The sequence below is a fragment of the Micromonospora sp. NPDC005087 genome, from assembly GCF_042872965.1.
Lineage (GTDB): Bacteria > Actinomycetota > Actinomycetes > Mycobacteriales > Micromonosporaceae > Micromonospora.
In genome coordinates this window covers 394,217-411,485 of the sequence record NZ_JBIALB010000005.1, presented here as the reverse complement: position 1 = coordinate 411,485, position 17,269 = coordinate 394,217, and the positions used below count along the sequence as shown (strand labels likewise).

General features: G+C 72.6%; 17 protein-coding genes and 1 tRNA gene. 7 read left to right on the top strand and 11 right to left on the bottom strand.

The features are described from left to right. Window positions 1-93: 93 nt before the first annotated feature. A tRNA-Ser gene (locus tag ACFYPS_RS15830) sits at window positions 94-180 on the bottom strand. 184 nt (window positions 181-364) lie between these two features. Between ACFYPS_RS15830 and ACFYPS_RS15825 the strand changes: the two genes are divergently transcribed. Further along, complete coding sequence (locus ACFYPS_RS15825; protein ID WP_387325118.1) at window positions 365-1,342, top strand: NAD(P)H-quinone oxidoreductase; 978 nt, start codon at window positions 365-367, stop codon at window positions 1,340-1,342. A gap of 30 nt (window positions 1,343-1,372) precedes the next feature. On the opposite strand, the gene soxR is transcribed toward ACFYPS_RS15825, so the two are convergent. Further along, window positions 1,373-1,831 carry a redox-sensitive transcriptional activator SoxR gene (gene soxR / locus ACFYPS_RS15820; protein ID WP_387325115.1) on the bottom strand — a complete coding sequence of 153 codons (459 nt, stop codon included), beginning with the start codon at window positions 1,829-1,831 and terminating at the stop codon, window positions 1,373-1,375. Between the two features lie 47 nt (window positions 1,832-1,878). Between soxR and ACFYPS_RS15815 the strand changes: the two genes are divergently transcribed. Next, a complete protein-coding gene (locus tag ACFYPS_RS15815; RefSeq protein ID WP_387325112.1) occupies window positions 1,879-2,586 on the top strand; it encodes a transketolase in 708 nt (235 codons plus the stop codon). A gap of 2 nt (window positions 2,587-2,588) precedes the next feature. Continuing rightward, complete coding sequence (locus ACFYPS_RS15810) at window positions 2,589-3,491, top strand: transketolase family protein (protein WP_387325109.1); 903 nt, start codon at window positions 2,589-2,591, stop codon at window positions 3,489-3,491. Window positions 3,492-3,495: 4 nt separating this feature from the next. On the opposite strand, the gene ACFYPS_RS15805 is transcribed toward ACFYPS_RS15810, so the two are convergent. Further along, a complete protein-coding gene (locus ACFYPS_RS15805; RefSeq protein ID WP_354967225.1) occupies window positions 3,496-4,200 on the bottom strand; it encodes a glycosyltransferase family 2 protein in 705 nt (234 codons plus the stop codon). Window positions 4,201-4,324: 124 nt separating this feature from the next. On the opposite strand from ACFYPS_RS15805, the gene ACFYPS_RS15800 reads away from it, so the two are divergent. Together ACFYPS_RS15800 and ACFYPS_RS15795 are read left to right on the top strand one after the other, a co-directional pair. Continuing rightward, window positions 4,325-6,544: a hypothetical protein gene (locus tag ACFYPS_RS15800; RefSeq protein WP_387325106.1), complete on the top strand. Its 2,220-nt coding sequence runs from the start codon at window positions 4,325-4,327 to the stop codon at window positions 6,542-6,544. A gap of 189 nt (window positions 6,545-6,733) precedes the next feature. Further along, window positions 6,734-8,329, top strand: coding sequence for a ricin-type beta-trefoil lectin domain protein (locus tag ACFYPS_RS15795; protein WP_387325103.1), 1,596 nt, complete (start codon window positions 6,734-6,736; stop codon window positions 8,327-8,329). 68 nt (window positions 8,330-8,397) lie between these two features. Here ACFYPS_RS15795 and ACFYPS_RS15790 read toward each other — a convergent pair whose 3' ends face one another. From ACFYPS_RS15790 to ACFYPS_RS15765, 6 genes are all read right to left on the bottom strand, one after another. Beyond that, window positions 8,398-9,015 carry a hypothetical protein gene (locus ACFYPS_RS15790; RefSeq protein ID WP_354967199.1) on the bottom strand — a complete coding sequence of 206 codons (618 nt, stop codon included), beginning with the start codon at window positions 9,013-9,015 and terminating at the stop codon, window positions 8,398-8,400. A 56-nt stretch (window positions 9,016-9,071) separates the two neighbouring features. Beyond that, window positions 9,072-10,502, bottom strand: coding sequence for a sensor histidine kinase (locus tag ACFYPS_RS15785; protein ID WP_387325189.1), 1,431 nt, complete (start codon window positions 10,500-10,502; stop codon window positions 9,072-9,074). Window positions 10,503-10,548: 46 nt separating this feature from the next. Next, window positions 10,549-11,241 (bottom strand): response regulator transcription factor, encoded by a 693-nt coding sequence (locus ACFYPS_RS15780; RefSeq protein WP_354967198.1) that lies wholly within the window; start codon window positions 11,239-11,241, stop codon window positions 10,549-10,551. Window positions 11,242-11,344: 103 nt separating this feature from the next. Further along, the gene (locus ACFYPS_RS15775) at window positions 11,345-11,857 is read right to left on the bottom strand and encodes a hypothetical protein (protein WP_387325186.1); all 513 of its coding nucleotides are present in this window, start codon (window positions 11,855-11,857) and stop codon (window positions 11,345-11,347) included. Between the two features lie 123 nt (window positions 11,858-11,980). Further along, the gene (locus ACFYPS_RS15770) at window positions 11,981-12,982 is read right to left on the bottom strand and encodes an aminoglycoside phosphotransferase family protein (protein WP_387325100.1); all 1,002 of its coding nucleotides are present in this window, start codon (window positions 12,980-12,982) and stop codon (window positions 11,981-11,983) included. A gap of 66 nt (window positions 12,983-13,048) precedes the next feature. Further along, entirely contained in the window at window positions 13,049-14,221 is a 1,173-nt protein-coding gene (locus tag ACFYPS_RS15765; RefSeq protein WP_387325097.1) for a thiolase family protein, read from the bottom strand. 129 nt (window positions 14,222-14,350) lie between these two features. On the opposite strand from ACFYPS_RS15765, the gene ACFYPS_RS15760 reads away from it, so the two are divergent. Continuing rightward, the gene (locus ACFYPS_RS15760; protein WP_387325094.1) at window positions 14,351-14,779 is read left to right on the top strand and encodes a PH domain-containing protein; all 429 of its coding nucleotides are present in this window, start codon (window positions 14,351-14,353) and stop codon (window positions 14,777-14,779) included. Window positions 14,780-14,805: 26 nt separating this feature from the next. Here the strand turns inward: ACFYPS_RS15760 and ACFYPS_RS15755 are convergent, their stop codons facing one another. After that, the gene (locus ACFYPS_RS15755; protein WP_387325091.1) at window positions 14,806-15,720 is read right to left on the bottom strand and encodes a rhomboid family intramembrane serine protease; all 915 of its coding nucleotides are present in this window, start codon (window positions 15,718-15,720) and stop codon (window positions 14,806-14,808) included. 100 nt (window positions 15,721-15,820) lie between these two features. Beyond that, window positions 15,821-16,351: a peptidylprolyl isomerase gene (locus ACFYPS_RS15750; protein WP_354967193.1), complete on the bottom strand. Its 531-nt coding sequence runs from the start codon at window positions 16,349-16,351 to the stop codon at window positions 15,821-15,823. Between the two features lie 84 nt (window positions 16,352-16,435). Between ACFYPS_RS15750 and ACFYPS_RS15745 the strand changes: the two genes are divergently transcribed. After that, the gene (locus ACFYPS_RS15745; protein WP_354967192.1) at window positions 16,436-17,203 is read left to right on the top strand and encodes a hypothetical protein; all 768 of its coding nucleotides are present in this window, start codon (window positions 16,436-16,438) and stop codon (window positions 17,201-17,203) included. Window positions 17,204-17,269 lie beyond the last annotated feature (66 nt).

Here is a 17,269-nt window from a genome sequence, read left to right as displayed (position 1 = left end):
GGATCGCCCCGAGCGGGACCGCTCGCCGTCCACAGACACGTCCCCTGACCGGCGTTTGCGCTGGTCAGGGGGCATTTAAGCTGTTCCGGGGGGCGGAGGGTGTGGGATTCGAACCCACGAAGACATCGCTGCCTTACCGGTTTTCAAGACCAGCGCCATCGGCCACTAGGCGAACCCTCCCGGGCCGCCGCCACCCGGGGGTGCGCGGCCGTGCCTAGTCTGCCATGGCACCGGGCGCGCGGCCCGGCGTCCCTCCCCGACGGGGTGGCGCGGCGCCGGAACCACGTCTGATCGTCCACAGTGGGCAACGGGACGGGATCGGGTGCGCCTGCGGCCCGCAGTGTCATCGGGTAAGACTGAGCCCATGCGAGCCATCACCATTCCGCAGCCCGGTGGACCCGACGCGCTGATCTGGGCAGAGGTCCCCGATCCCGAGCCCGGCCCGGGCGAGGTGATCGTGGATGTGCGGGCCGCCGGAGTCAACCGCGCGGACCTGCTGCAGCGGCAGGGGCACTACCCTCCGCCGCCCGGCGCACCCGAATACCTGGGGCTGGAGTGCTCCGGGGTGATCAGCGCGATCGGTCCGGAGGTGACCGGGTGGGCGATCGGCCAGCAGGTCTGCGCCCTTCTGACCGGCGGCGGGTACGCCGAGCGGGTCGCGGTCCCCGCCGGGCAGTTGCTGCCAGTGCCGGCCGGCGTCGACCTGGTCGACGCCGCGGCGCTGCCCGAGGTGGCCTGCACCGTCTGGTCGAACCTGGTCCCGGTGGGCCGCCTGAACTCGGGCGACACGCTGCTGGTGCACGGCGGCGGCAGCGGGATCGGCACCTTCGCGATCCAGTTCGGGGCGGCCCTGGGCGCCACGATCCTGGCGACCGCTCGCGCGACCAAGCATTCCAGGCTGCGCGAACTAGGCGCGGCGCACACGATCGACTACCGGGAGCAGGACTTCGTCGAGGAGGCCCGGCGAGCCACCGACGGCCACGGCGTCGACGTCATCCTCGACATCATGGGTGCGGCCTACCTGGACCGCAACGTCGCCGCGTTGGCCACCGGTGGCCGGCTGGTGGTGATCGGGCTACAGGGTGGCCGCAACGCCGAACTGGATCTCGGCGCTCTGCTGACCAAGCGAGCCAGCGTTCTGGCGACGACCCTGCGCGCCCGGCCGCTCACCGAGAAGGCGGAGATCGTCCAGGGCGTACGGGACGAGGTGTGGCCGTTGATCGAGGCTGGCAGGATCCGGCCGGTGGTGGACCGGCGGCTGCCGATGACCGAGGCAGCCGAGGCGCACCGGCTGGTCGAGTCGAACGATCACGTTGGCAAGGTGCTGCTCACCGTCGGGTGACGCCGGGAACCGGGCGGGGCGGGGTGCGCGTCAGGCGGACGCGTCGGCCGCCGGGCGGGGCAGCATCAGGCGGGCGCCAGGCCCCTCCCCGCCGAGGGCGTCACCGGGGTTGTAGAGCGTGCAGCGCTGCAGGGACAGGCAGCCGCAGCCGATACAGCCGTCCAGGTCGTCGCGGAGCTTGGTGAGCAGCCGGATCTTCTCGTCCAGCCGACCACGCCAGCTGGCGGAGAGCCGCGCCCAGTCCTGCGGGCTGGGCGTACGCGCCTCGGGCAGCGAGTCCAGCGCCGCGCGGATCTCGTCGAGCGAGACGCCGACCTGCTGGGAGATCCGGATGAAGGCGACCCGGCGCAGCTCGGCGCGGGCGTACCGGCGCTGGTTGCCGCCGGTACGGTCGGCGCGGATCAGACCGAGCCGCTCGTAGTAGCGCAGCGCCGACGGCGCCACACCCGAGCGGGCGGACAGCTCCCCGATGGTCAGTGAGTCCTGCATCACCCGGTCCTTGAGTTGAAGTTCCCTTCAACTCCCAGACTATCCACATGACGACGATCACCACCAACACGGCCATGCCGCTGGTGCCGGGGCCGGTGGCCGGCCCACTGGAGCGGCTACGGGCCGGCCGGGAGTTCGGCGCCAACGTGTACTCCACCATCGATGTGCTCTGGGTGCTCTACCACCGCGTCCTGCGGATCACCCCGGGCACCATCGACGACCCCGAGCGGGACCGGTTCCTGCTCTCCAAGGGCCACGCCGTAGCCGGCTACTACGCGGTGCTCGCCGCCAAGGGCTTCCTCCCCGCCGGCTGGCTCGACGACCAGGGCGGTCCGGCGAGCCGCCTCGGCGACCACCCGGATCGGACCCTGGTGCCGGGAGTGGAGATCGGCTCCGGCTCGCTCGGGCACGGTCTCGGCCTTGGTGTGGGCACCGCGCTCGGGCTGCGAGCCCAGGGCCAGCTCACCCCCCGGGTGTACGTGCTGCTCGGCGACGCCGAGCTGGACGAGGGATCGAACCACGAGGCGATCGCGTACGCCGGCGCCACCGGCCTCGGAAGCCTGACCGCCGTGGTTGTCGACAACCACTCGGCCACCCACGGCTGGCCGGGTGGCGTGGCGGCCCGGTTCACGGTGAACGGCTGGACCGCCACCACCGTCGACGGACACGACCACGACGCGCTGCACACCGCCCTCACCAGCCAGCACCGGGACCGGCCGCACGTCGTCGTCGCGGTCGTCAAGACGAAGGAGTGACAATGCGCGACATCTTCACCGCCACCACCACCGAGTTGCTGGCCGAGGATCCGCACACCGCGCTGGTGCTCGCCGACATCTCCGCCGCCGCGTTCGCCCCGGCCGCCGCGCGGCATCCGGACCGGGTGCTCAACGTCGGCATCCGGGAGCAACTGATGGTCGGAGTGGCCGGCGGGCTCGCCCTCACCGGCCTGCGGCCGATCGTGCACAGCTACGCGCCGTTCCTGGTCGAGCGGGCATACGAGCAGCTCAAGTTGGACCTGGACCACCAGGACGCGTCCGCGGTGCTGGTCGGCGTCGGAGGCTCGTACGACCGCGCTGCATCCGGCCGGACGCATCTGTCCCCGGCGGACGTGTCACTGATCGACACCTTGCACGGCTGGACGGTGCACGTCCCCGGCCACCCGGGGGAGGTGCCCGCGCTGCTGCGGAACGCGGTGGCCGGCGACGGCTCGGCGTACCTGCGACTCTCGGTACTGCAGAACGACCGGCCACGCGGCGGCGACGGCTCGCTCGCGGTGGTGCGTGATGCCGGGCCCGGGGCCCCGCTGCTGGTGGCGGTCGGACCGGTGCTGGACGCGGCGCTGGCCGCCGTCGCCGACCTGCCGGTCACCGTGGCCTACACCCACCGGCCGCGACCGTTCGACACCGCCGGGCTGCGGGCACTGGCGGGAACCGAGGTGATCCTGGTCGAGCCGTACCTGGCCGGCACGTCCAGCCGGGTGGTGTCGGCGGCACTGGTGGACCGGCCACATCGGCTACTGGCCCTAGGGGTGGGGAGGAAGGATCTGCGCCGCTACGGCTCGCCCGAGGACCACACCCGGTGGCACGCGCTCGACAGCGCCGGCCTGCGCCGTTCGGTCGACGCCTTCCTGGCCGGGGCGCTGCTGGCCGCCGGCCGCTGAGCGGTCAGCGAGCCGGCGTGGTGGGACGGCGGCGGGCGCGTTCCCGGCCGAGGATCCAGATCGCCTCGACGCCGTCCTTCCAGGTGATCTTCTTGCCCTCTTCCCGGCCACGCGCCCGGTAGCTGATCGGCACCTCGTACGGCCGGATCCGGCGGCGCAGCAGCTTGCCGGTCACCTCGGCCTCCATGCCGAAGCCGCGCGAGCGCACGTCGAGCGACCGGTAGAGCGCCACCGGCATCAGCTTGAAGCAGGTCTCCAGGTCACCGATGTACGAGTTGAACAGCACGTTCGCCGCCATCGTGACGCCCTTGTTGCCCATCACGTACCAGAAGCTGTAGGCGCTGTGGCTGCCGAAGGTGCGATTGCCGTAGACAACGGTGGCCCGCCCGTCGAGCACCGGGTCGAGGAGCTTGGGGATGTCCTGTGGGTCGTATTCCAGGTCGGCGTCGAGGATGACCATGTAGTCACCCTCGGCGCTGTCCACAGCCGTCTTGATGGCCGCGCCCTTGCCGGCGTTGCGCTGATGGGTGATGACCCGCAGGCGGGCGTCGTCGGCGCAACCCAGGATCTCGCCGGTGCCGTCCCGGCTGCCGTCGTCGACCACGACCAGCTCGATCTCACACGGATAGTCCACCGCCAGTGCCTGCTTGAGGGCATCCGCGATGCGTTCTTCCTCGTTGTAGACCGGCATGAGGATCGAGAGCTTCACGGAAATCTCCACGGTGGCGACAATACGTCGGGCATAGCCTAGCCTGGCTGGTCGGCCGAACGCCGGCCGTCACCACCGGGCAGTCAGCGTGGCGGATTCAGCCGGATGGTGTTTACTCTCCGCCATGTCGGCTGCCGGCTCCCTGCTCGCGGCGGTTCCTGCCGCCGCGGTGCTCCTGCTCACCGTCGCGACGAGACCGCGCGGGGTCGACGCGGTGGCACCGCTGCGGCTCGCGGTGGTGCGCGCCACCCTGCTCACCGGCGCGTACGCGGTGCTCGTCGTCGAGTTGCTCGGCGCGCTGCACGCGCTCACCCGACCGGCGTTCGTCGCCGCCTGGCTGCTCTTCCTGACTGCCGCCGCGACGGCCGCAGGGCTGCGGTGGCGCCAGGTGACCCGGCTCGCGCAGCCGGCCGCCGCGGCACCCCGGCCGGTCGCGGTCGGTGCCACCGTGGCCGCTGGCACCGACCCGGAAACGTCCGCCCCGCCCGCCGACGGCGGTGAAGCCGGGCGTGACCCCGCGCCGCGGCGGGTCGATCGGACTCTCGCCGGCCTGCTCGGCAGGGCGGTCGACACCTGGCGTACGGCGGGTCGGGGCGAGCGCCTGCTCGCCGGCACGGTCGGCGGGCTGGTCCTGCTGGAGTTGCTGGTCGCGCTGCTGGCCGAGCCGAACAACTTCGACTCGCAGACGTACCACCTGCCCAAGGTCGAGCACTGGGTGGCCCAAGGCGACCTCGACTTCTGGGCCACGGCCATCCACCGGCAGGTGACCATTCCGCCCGGCGCCGAGTATCTGCTGCTGCACCTGCGCCTGCTCACCGGTGGGGACCAACTGCACAACCTGGTGCAGTGGGCGGCCGGGGTGGCCTGCCTGCTGGTGACCGCGCGGATCACCGCGCAACTCGGCGGCGGCCGGCGGGCCCAGTTGATCACCGCGTTCGTACTGGCCAGCACACCGATGGTGGTGCTGCAGGCGACGAGTACGCAGACCGACCTGGTCTGCGCGGCGTGGGTGGCCTGCGCGGCCACCCTGGTGCTGGACGGGCTGCGCCGCCGTACCGGCTGGGGCACCCTGCTCGCGCTCGGCGCCGCCACCGGCCTGACCGCGGTGACCAAGACCAGCGGCCTGATCGCTGTCGGCCCGCTGCTGGTGCTCTGGGGGTTGGCCCAGCTCCGGCTGGCCCTGACCGGCGACCGGGCACCGGCCGACGCGACGGCGGTCGGTGGGGTGCGTCGGCCGCGGCCGACCGGCGCGGTGGCGCGCACCGTCGGCGGTTCGGCGCTGATCCTCCTGGTCGCGGCCACGGTGGTCGGTCCGTTCCTGGCCCGGGTGACCGTCGAGTTCGGGCATCCGCTGGGGCCACCCCGGCTGCGCGAGTCGATCCCGATGGAACGACACGACCCGCCGTCGATCCTGGTCAACGCGCTACGGATCGGGCACACCGCGTTCGACACGCCGCTGGCGCCGCTGCGCCGGGTGGGCGCCGAGGCGATCATCGGCGGGGCGGACCTGATCGGCGTCGACCCGCAGGACCGGGCGATCACCTTCGGCCGGGAGGTCTTTCCGGAGCCCGCCTGGTACCCGGACGAGGACCGGGTGGCGTACCCGATCGCCGGAGCACTGGCGCTGATCGGCGTGGCGGTCGCGCTCGTCCGGCCGCGCCGGATCGACCCGGGGCAGGCCGGGCCGATGCGTGGGTACGCGGTGGTGGTGCTGGCCACCGTGCTGCTGCACACCGCGATGATCAAGTGGCAACCGTGGGGAAACCGGCTGCTGCTCTACGCCCTGGTGCTCGCCGTGCCGCTGGCCGGGCTGTGGCTGGACGCGCTCTTCCGCCGCCAGTTCGGCGCTGCGGCAGACAGGCCCGGGACCGACCGGGGGCGGCGGTCGGTGGCCACGGTGGCGGCGGTCAGCGTGCTGGCCACCTCGGCGCTGGCCGGGGTGCTCGCGCTGTCGTACGGGTTCCCACGCCGGCTCGTCGGCAGCGGATCGGTCTTCACCACGTCGGACTGGGACACCCGGTTCCTGCGTCGCCCACAGTGGGCCGACGAGTTCCGCTGGGCCGCGGCAGCGGTCCACGGCAGCGGTGCACGCCGGATCGGTCTGGTGGAGCAGAACGACAACTGGGAGTACCCGTGGTGGCTGCTGCTGCGGCAGCCGGACGGACGCTCGCCGGACCTGGTGGCGTTGCAGTCGGTGCTGCCGGAACGCCCGCCGGCCGACCCCACCTCGGTGGACGCGATCGTCTGCACCGGCAGCCAGCCGGCGTGCGCCAAGCTGGTCCCGGCCGGCTGGCGACTGGAGTTCCGCGGCTACGTCGGTTACGCGCTGCCGCCCGGCCGCTGACCGCCGGACCGCATCGCCCGCAGCGAGCCCGGACCACCCACCCCGCACCCACGCCGCCCGGATCGTCCGATCCGGGCGGTTCTGCATCCCGCGCGCAAGGATCCGAAGCGTATTCACATCCGTTGATCAGCACGTTACCGTCTGGTAACTCAATCGACGTCCCGCGATTGAGCCGAAAGGAGTGCGTCGATGCCTGCTACCCCCGCCAGGCCCGAACGCGCGACCCGACGACGGGCTCTCACCGTCGCCGTCGCCGCTCTCGTCCTGCCGATGCTCGCCGGACCGGCCGCCCCCGCCACCGCCGCCGACCGGCCGAGCGTCCAACCACTCCCCGCCAACCTGGAGGCCATCCGGGCCGCCGAGGCGACCGCCCTCTACGGCACCCCGGCGATCCGCCCGATCGACCAACGCCGCACCACGCTGATCACCATGGGTGACAGCGAGATCTCCGGTGAGGGGGTCGGCAACTACGTCCCCGGCACCCACGAACCCGGCAACTGGTGCGACCGCTCGTACGACCAGGCGCTGTTCCGCACCGGCATCCCCTCGGACGCGCAGTACAACCTGGCCTGCTCCGGCGCCACCCCGTGGAACCTGATCGCCGGCGGCCCGACCCAGCACAACGAGCTGAACCAGGGCGACTACCTGGGAATCAAGGCGCGTAACACGCACGTGAAGCTCATCTGGGTCGTCGTCGGCGCGAACGGCGACGGCACCATCCAGTTCGGCCCGGTCGCCACCGACTGCGCGATCAGCCGGGTCTTCTTCCAAGGCCCCTGCTACCCGCGCTACACCGACCAGTGGACGATCCGCACCGACGGCAGTCGGCAGGCCGTGGTCGACGCGCTCAACGACATCCGGCAGACCATGACCAACGCCGGCTACCTGCGCTCGGACTACGAGCTGGTGCTCATGTCGTACCCGAGCCCGGGCAGCCCGGACGTGGAGGACAACCCGAACTTCCCCGGCTGGTACTCCGGCGGCTGCCTGCTCTACCTGGCCGACGCGGCGTTCGCCCGGAACAAGGCCGTACCGATGTTCGAGTCGGCGCTGCGCGCCGCGGCCACCCAGACCGGCACCCGCTACCTGGATGCCAGCCGGCTCTTCCACGGCCACGAGGTGTGCACGGACAACACCTCGGTCCGCGGCCTCTACATCGAGTTGGGAATCTGGGACGAGAACGCCGCCCGACAGTCGTTCCACCCCAACGCCCGCGGACACGGCATGTTCGCCCAGTGCATCACCCAGTTCTGGAACTCGGGGCAGGATCGGGCCAGCTGCGTCGACCCGGCCAGCACCGGCGGCGGCGTGCTCTACCCGGGGTTGCTGGAGTTCAAGCAGCTGCGCAACCTGGCCACCGGCACCTGTGTCGACGGCAAGGGGTACGACTCCCGCAACGGCACCGTCCAGCAGCCGTACGCCTGCCACGGTGGGCGTAACCAGGGCTTCTGGTACGACCCGGGCCGACGGTCGTTGCACTCGGAGCTGTCCCACGACCGATGCCTCGACATCGCGAATGGGTCGCTGACCTCCGGCGCCGCGGTCAACATCTACGACTGCAACGGCACCCCCGCCCAGCAGTTCGTCTTCGCCGGCAACCAGATCAAGCCGGCCGGCGCCAGCAACCTCTGCGTGGCGTTCGACAACCCGTGGCTGGGCAGTCCCCGGCTGCGGTTCGCCGGCTGCTCCACCAGCACCCGGCAGCAGTGGTCGTTCGAGCCCCGGACCGCCGCCAACCCGGTCGGCTACGGTCACGACGACTTCATCGGCTCCCGCGTCTACTGACGAAGTGAAAGGAAGGGCCCCTTATTAACGCCTGGCGTTAATAAGGGGCGCTTCCTTTCACTGGGCGCTTACTTGGCGCGGGGGATGAGGATGAGGCGGGCCACGCCCTTGTCGCCGTCCTTCGCGCCGGCGACGCCGAGCGTCGTACCGACCTTCACGTCGCTCGGCTGCACGGTGGCGCGCCGCTCGACGACCCGCAGGTCGTCACCGAAGGTCCACGTCATGGTGAAGCCGTCGGTGGACTTCACGGTCATCGAGTCGCCGTCGATCGCGGTCACCTCGCCGCGCTGCACGGCGACCGTCTTCGTACCGCCGTCCTTCGTCTGCACCACCGCCTCACCGTGCAGGGTGTTCCTGCGCAGCAGCACCCGGGCCTGGCGGCGCTTGCGCCACTCCTCGCCGCGCTTCTGCCGCGCCTTCTCCTGCGCGCTCGGGGAAGCGCCGGGCGTGGCCGACCCGCCGGGTGCCGGGGCGGCCGGCGCGGCGACGGTCTGCACGTCCAGGTCGTTGGCGTCGAAGCCCATGGCGGCCAGTGCCTGGCCCTCCACACCCATCGCCGCGGCGACCTCGACCGCGGCCTCCCGGGCGGGTTGGCTGGCCACCTCGGCCGCGCCGCAGCCGCTGACGCCGAGCGCGACCACCGCGAGCAGTGACGTGGTGACTGCCGCAGATCCCCAACGTGGCATGACTCTCCCTCTCGTCCGTGGAGCCCTAAGCCTGCCCGGCGACGACGAGCGGATCATCAGGCCGATGTTCGTGTCTGGTAAGGATCTCCGGGCAGCCGGACCGTGAACGCGGCGCCGCCCTCCGGCGCGTGACCCGCGACGATTTCTCCGCCCAGCCGGCGGACCAGCCCGGCGGCCAGTGCCAGCCCCAGCCCGCTGCCCACCTTGCGCACCCCCCGGTAACGCTGGTGCAGCGCACCGCGCTCGAACGCCACCGCCAGATCGTCGTCGGTGAAGCCGGGCCCGCCGTCGCGGACCTCCAGCACGCCGCCAGCGGCCGGGTCCGCGCCGGCCGCCCGGACCGCGAGCACCACCGGCGCCCCCGGGGGTACGACCCGCAGCGCGTTCTCCAGCAGCCCGTCCACCACCTGCCGGATCCGCCCCGGATCGGTGTACACCGGCACCGGTCCGCCCGGCGTCTCCACCCGGAACGGCACTCCGACCGCCATACACCGGCCGGACCAGGTCGCTTCGGCGTCGACGGCCAGCCGGGCCAGGTCCACCGGCACCGGTTCCAGCGGGAAGTCGGCGGCCTCCAGCCGGGCGAGCGCCAGCAGGTCGCCGATCAACCGGTCCAGGTGCTGGGCCTCGGCCAGCACCGTCCGGCCGGTGCTGGCCGTGCCGTCCGCGTCGATCACCCCGTCGGCCAGCGCCTCGGCGTACCCCCGGATCGCGGTCAACGGGGTCCTCAGCTCGTGCGAGACGGAGAGCAGGAACTCCCGCTGCCGGCCCTCGCTGGTGGCCAGCGCGGCGGCCAACCCGTTCAGCGCCTCGGCCAGGTCTGCGACCTCGTCCGGCGGCTCGACCGGCACCCGTATGGTGCGGTCCCCGGCGCGCAGGCGAGCGGCGGCGGTGGCCGCGGCACGAATCGGCCCGGCCAGCCAGCGGGCCAGCAGCAGCCCGGCCACCACGCCGGCGGCGAGCCCGGCCAGCAGTGGCAACCAGAGGCTGAGCAGCACCTGCCGCCACAGCCCGGTCCCCGAGGCGCGGGAGAGGACCACCCCGTTGCCGCCGGGCAGCGCCCGGCCCTCGACCAGTGCGCGCCTGCCGTTGACCGGGCGACGGACCGACACGTTGCGACCCTGCTCGATCCGCTGCACCACCCGAGGCGGCAGGCCCGGCCGGTCGACCGCCCCCCGCCGGATCAGGTACGCGTCGATGTCCTGGGCGCGCAGTTGCTGGATGAGCCGCTCTTCGTCGGCGGTACGACCCCGGTCCAGCCGGGTCCGCAGCACCTCGGCGGCGAGTCGGGCCTGCGCGGCGAGCGCCTCCTGATCGCGTCGCTCCGCGCCCCGGATCGCCAGCGGGACCGCGACGATCGCGGTGACCAGCACCGACACCAGCGCCACGGCACAGGTGACCAGCACCGCCCGGGCGGTCAGCGTCCGACCGAATCGGCTGCGCCGGGACGCGGCCGGGGGTTGGGCGCCGACCACCGGCAGCGCCATCGTCGGCGACTCCGGTCGCGCCGCGGGCTGCTGCCAACCGGGACGGTCAGGCATCGGCCGCGTACCCCACGCCGCGGTGGGTCCGGATCACGCTGGCCGGGCCAAGCTTCGCCCGCACCTGTGCGACGTGCACGTCGACGGTGCGGGTGCCGGCGTGTGCGGCGTAGCCCCACACGCCGGCCAACAACTCCTCCCGGGTGAAGACCCGCCCGGGCCGGGCCATCAGGTGGGCCAGCAGGTCGAACTCGGTGGAGGTGAGCTGCACCGGCGCGCCGGCGGCGGTGACCGTCCGCCGGGCGGGGTCGAGCGTCACCGGACCGACGACACGGGCCCGGTCCGCACCCTCCGGGCCGCCGGCGGAGCGGCGCAGCACCGCGCGCACCCGGGCTACCAGCTCACGGGGGCTGAACGGCTTGGTGACGTAGTCGTCGGCGCCCAACTCCAGGCCGACGATCCGGTCCACCTCGTCGTCCCGGGCGGTGAGGAAGATGACCGGGGTCCAGTCGCCGCCCTCGCGCAGCCGGCGGCAGATCTCCGTGCCGGGCAGCCCGGGCAGGGCGATGTCCAGGACGCAGGCCACCGGGCGCAGCCGGCGGGCGGCGGTCAGGCCGGCCTCGCCGTCCCGTTCCAGATGGACCCCGAACCCGTCGCGGGTGAGATAGAGCCGGACCAGGTCGGCGATGGCCGGCTCGTCCTCGACCACGAGGACGAGCCCGCGGTGCGGCGGTTCGACGGTCACCGGCCCATGATTGCCGACCCGGTGCGCTCGGTGCGATCAGCGCGTGTTCGAGTTCGGTAAAGGCGGGGCGAAAGGCCGCCGCGAGCGGTGGAGCGGTGGGGCGTCAGCGCGCCACGACGGGTCGCAGCACGCTGGGCCTCGCAGCGACCGGCACCTCGCCGATGGTGGCGACGATCCGCTCCCGGGGGGTACGCAGACGAGTCCGGAAGGCGTGGTTGAGCAGCGCGTCGAGCTGCCACACCCGCTTCGGATGCGTGGTGTGGATCAGGAACCGCTCGCGGATCCCATCGATGGCGGTGGCGGCCAGCTCGACCGAGTGCAGCCGCGGGTCGGGGCTCCAGGTGACGTTGCTCAGCTCGCGCAGCTCGGTGTTGAGATGCAGGCGCAGCCGGTGCAGCAGCCGGGTCTGCTGGGTCACCACCAGCCGACGGTGGGTGAGCAGCAGCAGGTAGTCGCCGGTGACCGGACGGTCCGGACGGCTGCAGCGGGTGACCAGGATGGTGGCGTCACCGGAGCCGACACAGCGCCGGAAGACCGGCATGTGCCGGTTCAGGGTCTGCGCGGCCAGGCCAGCCTCGACGGCGGCCGGAAGGAACGTTCGGGAGAAGACGTCCATGACCTGCCCAACGACCTCCTCAGCGGAGGTGACGTGGGTCACGCCGATTTTTTGGAAGTTCCACGCGGCGCGTCGCACCGCCTGTCCGACTTCCCACCCGTACGGATCGTGGTCAGAAGTGGGTCAGAGCGGGCTGGGCTCGAACAGCTCGCCGAGCCAGCCGGGGACCGCGTCGGCGTACTCGGCCCGGGCCGGATCGGCCGTGTCCAGAGCGCGCCGCCAGGAGAGCGACCGGCTGACCGCGCCCAGGTTCATCGCCAGGTCCGCGGCCTCAACCAGGGTCCGACGGTCGTACCGGTCGGTCCACGCCTCCAGGTAACCGTCGCGCAGCCGGGCCAGCCGGGCGTCGTCGGCAGCCAGGTCGGTGGCGTACCGGATGGAGCGAAGGGTCACCAACAGCGTGCCGAACGGGTGCGCCACCGAGGCGTCGCCCCAGTCGAAGTAGCGGTACCCGGTCGGGCCGGCGAACACATTGCCGTCGTGCAGGTCGTCGTGCTGCACAGTGGCCGGGATGCCGAAGTCGGCGAGCCGGCGGCACCGCTCGGCGTACGCCGGCAACTCGGCCTGCAGCCGCTCGTACGTCTCCGGGCTGAGCCCGCCCTCGTCGCCGATCCGCAGCGACTCGCGATCGTCGAGCAGTTGGGCGAGCAGCCCGGCGAGCACCTCGGGACGGTGGTCCGGCACGCCGAGGGCGATCAGTTCCTCGGCCCGTGACGCGGTGGCCAGTTGGAGCGCGGCGTAACCGGGCAGCGCCCGCTCCCAGTGCGCCAGGTCCGCGTCGCGGCCCAGCACGTCCCGCAGCGACTCTCCGCCGTCGGGCAGCAGCGACCAGCCCCGAGCCGGGTCCACCGCGATTGGTGCGAGCACCCGCTCGGGCGCCAGCCCGGCCAGCGCCGCGATCAGGACGGCCTCGTGCACGGTGCCCGGGTTGTTGGCCTTGAACCAGACCGGCCCACCGTCGGTGGGCACCCGCCACACCAGCGACCACGGCCGCACCCGCGGCTCCACGGGCCCGGTCACCCGCCGGCCGGCCCGGCTCAGCTGCGCATCCACCCAGGAACGGGCCCGCACCTGCCACTGCTCTCCGGACCAGTCGGGGGCGCGCTCACCGGCGATCGTCGTCACGTGCGCACCCTAGGCGGCCGAGCCGGGCCGGGGCGAGGCCTTTTCCCGTAACGAGCCGGGTGGAGGTCAGAGAAGCTCGACGATGGTGGCGTTGGCCATGCCGCCACCCTCGCACATGGTCTGCAGGCCGTAGCGGATCCCGTTGTCCCGCATGTGCTGGAGCATCGTGGTCATGATCCGGGCACCGGAGCCGCCGAGCGGATGACCGAGGGCGATCGCCCCGCCGCGCGGGTTGAGCCGCTCCGGGTCCGCCTCGGTCTCCGCCAGCCAGGCCAGCGGCACCGGGGCGAACGCCTCGTTCACCTCGTACACACCGATCTCCTCGATGCCCAACCCCGCGCGGCGCAGCGCCTTCGCGGTGGCCGGGATGGGCGCGGTGAGCATGGTGACCGGGTCGTCGGCGGCGACCACGGCGGTGTGGATCCGGGCCAGCGGACGCAGCCCGTGCCGGCTGGCCCACTCGCCGGTGGTGACCGCGAGGGCCGCCGCGCCGTCGGAGATCTGGGACGCGGACCCGGCGGTCACCACCCCGTCGGTGCGGAACGGGGTGGCCAGCTCACCGAGCTTCTCCAGCGAGGTGTCCCGGCGGATGCCCTCGTCGGCGGCGAACTTGCCGCCGTCGGTGAGCGGCACCGACGCGAGCTCCGGGTCGAACGCGCCGGCGTCCTGCGCGGCGGCCGCCTTCTCGTGGCTGGCCAGCGCGAACTCGTCGAGCTGGGTACGCGAGAAGCGCCACCGCCGGGCGATCAGCTCGGCCCCGACCCCCTGGTTGAACGGCAGCGCCGCGTCGTCGGCGAAGCCCTCGACGCCCCGGTAGCGGTCCCGCAGTTGGTCGCTGAACGGCATGCCGCCGGCCACACTGGAGCCCATCGGCACCCGAGTCATCGACTCCACCCCGCCGGCGACCACCAGATCGGCCTGGCCGGAGAGGACCGTCGCGGCGGCGAAGTGCAGCGCCTGCTGGCTGGAGCCGCACTGCCGGTCCAGCGTGGTGCCGGGCACGGACTCGGGCCACCCGGCGGCGAGCACGCCGTTGCGGGCGATGTTCCAGGACTGCTCACCGACCTGGGACACGCAGCCCCAGAAGACGTCGTCGACCAGTGCGGCGTCGAGCCCGGTGCGCTCGGCGAGGGCGCGCAGCACGTGTGCTGAAAGGTCGACCGGGTGGACGCCGGCGAGGCTGCCCTTGCGCCGCCCGACCGGAGTGCGTACCGCGCCGACGATGACCGCGTCACTCATGTTTACTCCCGGGTAACTTGGGCTGTCCCGATCCTACGTCGTCCACGGACCGGTCGTCCGCCCCCGGTCTGGCCCGGCCGCGAACGGGTGCCGGCGCGGTCCCCCGGCGAACGCTGGCATGCTGGCCGGATGGATGCCGAAGCTTTCCCGGACCGGCAGTGGCGGGTACCGGCGGGCGTGCCGCTGGCGAAGCTGGCCGGCGCGGTCGTCCTGGTGGCGCTCGGCCTGCTCCTCGCCGAAGGCGACCCGGTGCAGCTGGCGCTGATCGGGCTGGTCGTCGCCGGCCTGCTCGGCTGGGCGCTGCGCGACCTGCTGGCGCCGGTCCGACTCGCGGTCGACCCGGCCGGCGTGGTCGTCGCCCATGGTTACGCCGGCCGCCGGCTGCTGCCCTGGGCCACGGTCGAGCGGATCACCGTGGACCGTCGACCCCGGCTCGGCCTGACCACCGAACTGCTGGAGATCGACGCCGGGGAGTCGCTGCACCTGTTCGGCCGGTACGACCTGGGGGCCGCCCCGGACGAGGTGGCCGAGGCGCTGCGGGCCGCCCGCCCGGCGTGATCGCCGCCGGACAGTGAGCCGGTCGGTCAGCCGGCGAGCAGCTGCGCGGTGCGGAACAGGACCAGCCCGAGCAGTATCAGCAGGATGATCGCGCCACCGGCGACCTGGACCAGCGTGCGCCGACCGCGCGGCGCGTACGCGAGCACCAGGGCCATCGCCCCGCCGACCACCAGGCCACCCAGGTGCCCCGGGATGGAGATGCCCGGCACGGTCAGCGTGAACACCAGGTTGATCACCAGGATCGGGATCACCTGGGAGATGTCCCGGCCCAACTTGCGTTCGATGATGATGAGCGCGGCGAAGAGGCCGAAGACGGCGGTCGACGCGCCGGCGGTGGCCGAGTTCTGGGCGCTGAACAGGTAGGCCGAGACGTTGCCGCCGAGACCCGCGATCAGATAGAGCGCGCCGAAGCGCAGCGGCCCGAGGTTGGCCTCCAGCGACCGGCCGAGCACCCACAGTGCCCACATGTTGAGCAGCAGGTGGATCACGCCGTAGTGCAGGAACATCGCGGTGACCAGCCGGTACCACTCGCCGTCGGCGATCCCACCGAGCGTGCCGTCGGGGAAGACCGCCAGCCCGAGCACCGAACCCCAGTTGGTCAGCGGCGTGCTGCCGCCCATCAGGCCGCCGAAGCCGGAGCCGCCCACCGCCGCGTCCCCACCACGGTCGGAGGCGATGGAGAGCAGCATGAGCAGCACGTTCAGCGCGATCAGCGCCTTGGTGACGTAGCCGTGCCGGCCGGCGGTACCACCACCGAAGGCGGTACGCGCCGGCCGGACACTGCGGCGTCCCTCGTTGACGCACTCCGGGCACTGGTGCCCGACGGACGCCTCCCGCATGCAGTCCGGGCAGATCGGCCGGTCGCAGCGGGTGCACCGGACGTAGGTCTCCCGGCCGGGGTGCCGGTAGCAGACCGGGGTGGTCGGCGGAGACTCGCTCACCGGGCCGACCCTCCGTCCGCCACCGCGCGGTCCACCGACGCCAGCCGGTGCGGTGCTCCGGAGCGCTCAATCATGCGAGCAAAGGTACCTCGCCTGTCGATCAGGCAGCGGACCGCTCGATCTCGACCCGCTCGATGACGACGTCCTGCAGCGGACGGTCGCTCGGGCCGGTCGGGGTGCTCGCGATCGAGTCGACGATCTTCACCGACTGCTCGTCGGCCACCTGGCCGAAGATGGTGTGCCGGTTGTTGAGGTGCGGCGTCGGGGACACGGTGATGAAGAACTGCGAACCGTTGGTGCCCGGTCCGGCGTTCGCCATCGCCAGCAGGTAAGGCCGATCGAAGCGCAGCTCCGGGTGGAACTCGTCGGCGAACTTGTAGCCCGGCCCGCCCCGACCGGTGCCGGTCGGGTCGCCCATCTGGACCATGAAGCCGCTGATCACCCGGTGCGAGATGGTGCCGTCGTAGTACGGCCCGCTGCCCGGCTGACCGGTGCGCGGGTCGGTGTACTCCCGGTTGCCCTCGGCCAGGTCGATGAAGTTGCGAACCGTCTTCGGCGCGTGGTTGGGGAAGAGCTCCAGCCGGATCGGGCCAGCGTTGGTGTGCAAGGTGGCGTAGACAGCCTCGGCCACGGGTACTCCTCACTCGTTGGTCAGTTCCATGCGGATCCTCCCATGTGCCCGATCTGGCATCGCGGAGGCATCCGAAGGTGGAGGATGACGAAGGAACAACTCCCAGGAGGTGGGACCGTGTTTGGAATCGGGCGGCGTAAGTCCGAGGGGCAGCTGGCCAGGGCCGAGCTGAACCAGAGCATCAGCCACCTGATGCAGGCAGCCAGCCACGCCGCCAAGGGCGCGGGCGCGACGGTCGGTCCACGGGTGCAGATGGCCCGCGGCTACGTCGAGCCGGCCGCGGCGAAAGTGCGCGACAGCGCCTCGACCGGCTGGGGGACGACACTCACCACGCTGGCACCGCTGGCCGCGGCCGCCCGTGACGGCGCCGCGCAGGCGGGGCCGCTCACCAGGAAGGCCAGGTCGAACAACATGCGGATCACCGGCAAGAAGAAGCAGCCGCGCCGTCGCGGATCGAAGATGACCGGGCTGCTCGCAGCGGGCGCCATCGTCGGGTTGGCTGGCGCGGTCGCGCTGCGCCGCCGCCGCGAGCAGCAGGAGTGGGCCGAGTACGACCCAACCCGCAACCTGGAGCCGATGCGCGACGAGGTGGATTCGATCGAGGTACGGACCCCGTCCACCACCAAGGGGACCGACGGGTCCAGCATGGCCGGGATGACCGCCGCCGGTAGTTCGGCGGTGGCCGGTGGCGACAGTGCCAGCACCACCGGTGTCGCCAAGCCGGCCGGCGTCCGCCCGACCGACAAGGTCCCCTCGGTCGCCGAGGGCGCCAAGGACACCTCCGGGCGCCCGGCCGACGACCTCACCAAGGCGCTGGGCAAGGACACCACCCGCACCAACGGCCGCCGCTGACCCAGCGGCAGCGCATCGAGCGCCGGCGACGCGGGTTCCCCGCGCCCGCCGGCGCTTTCGCGCGCG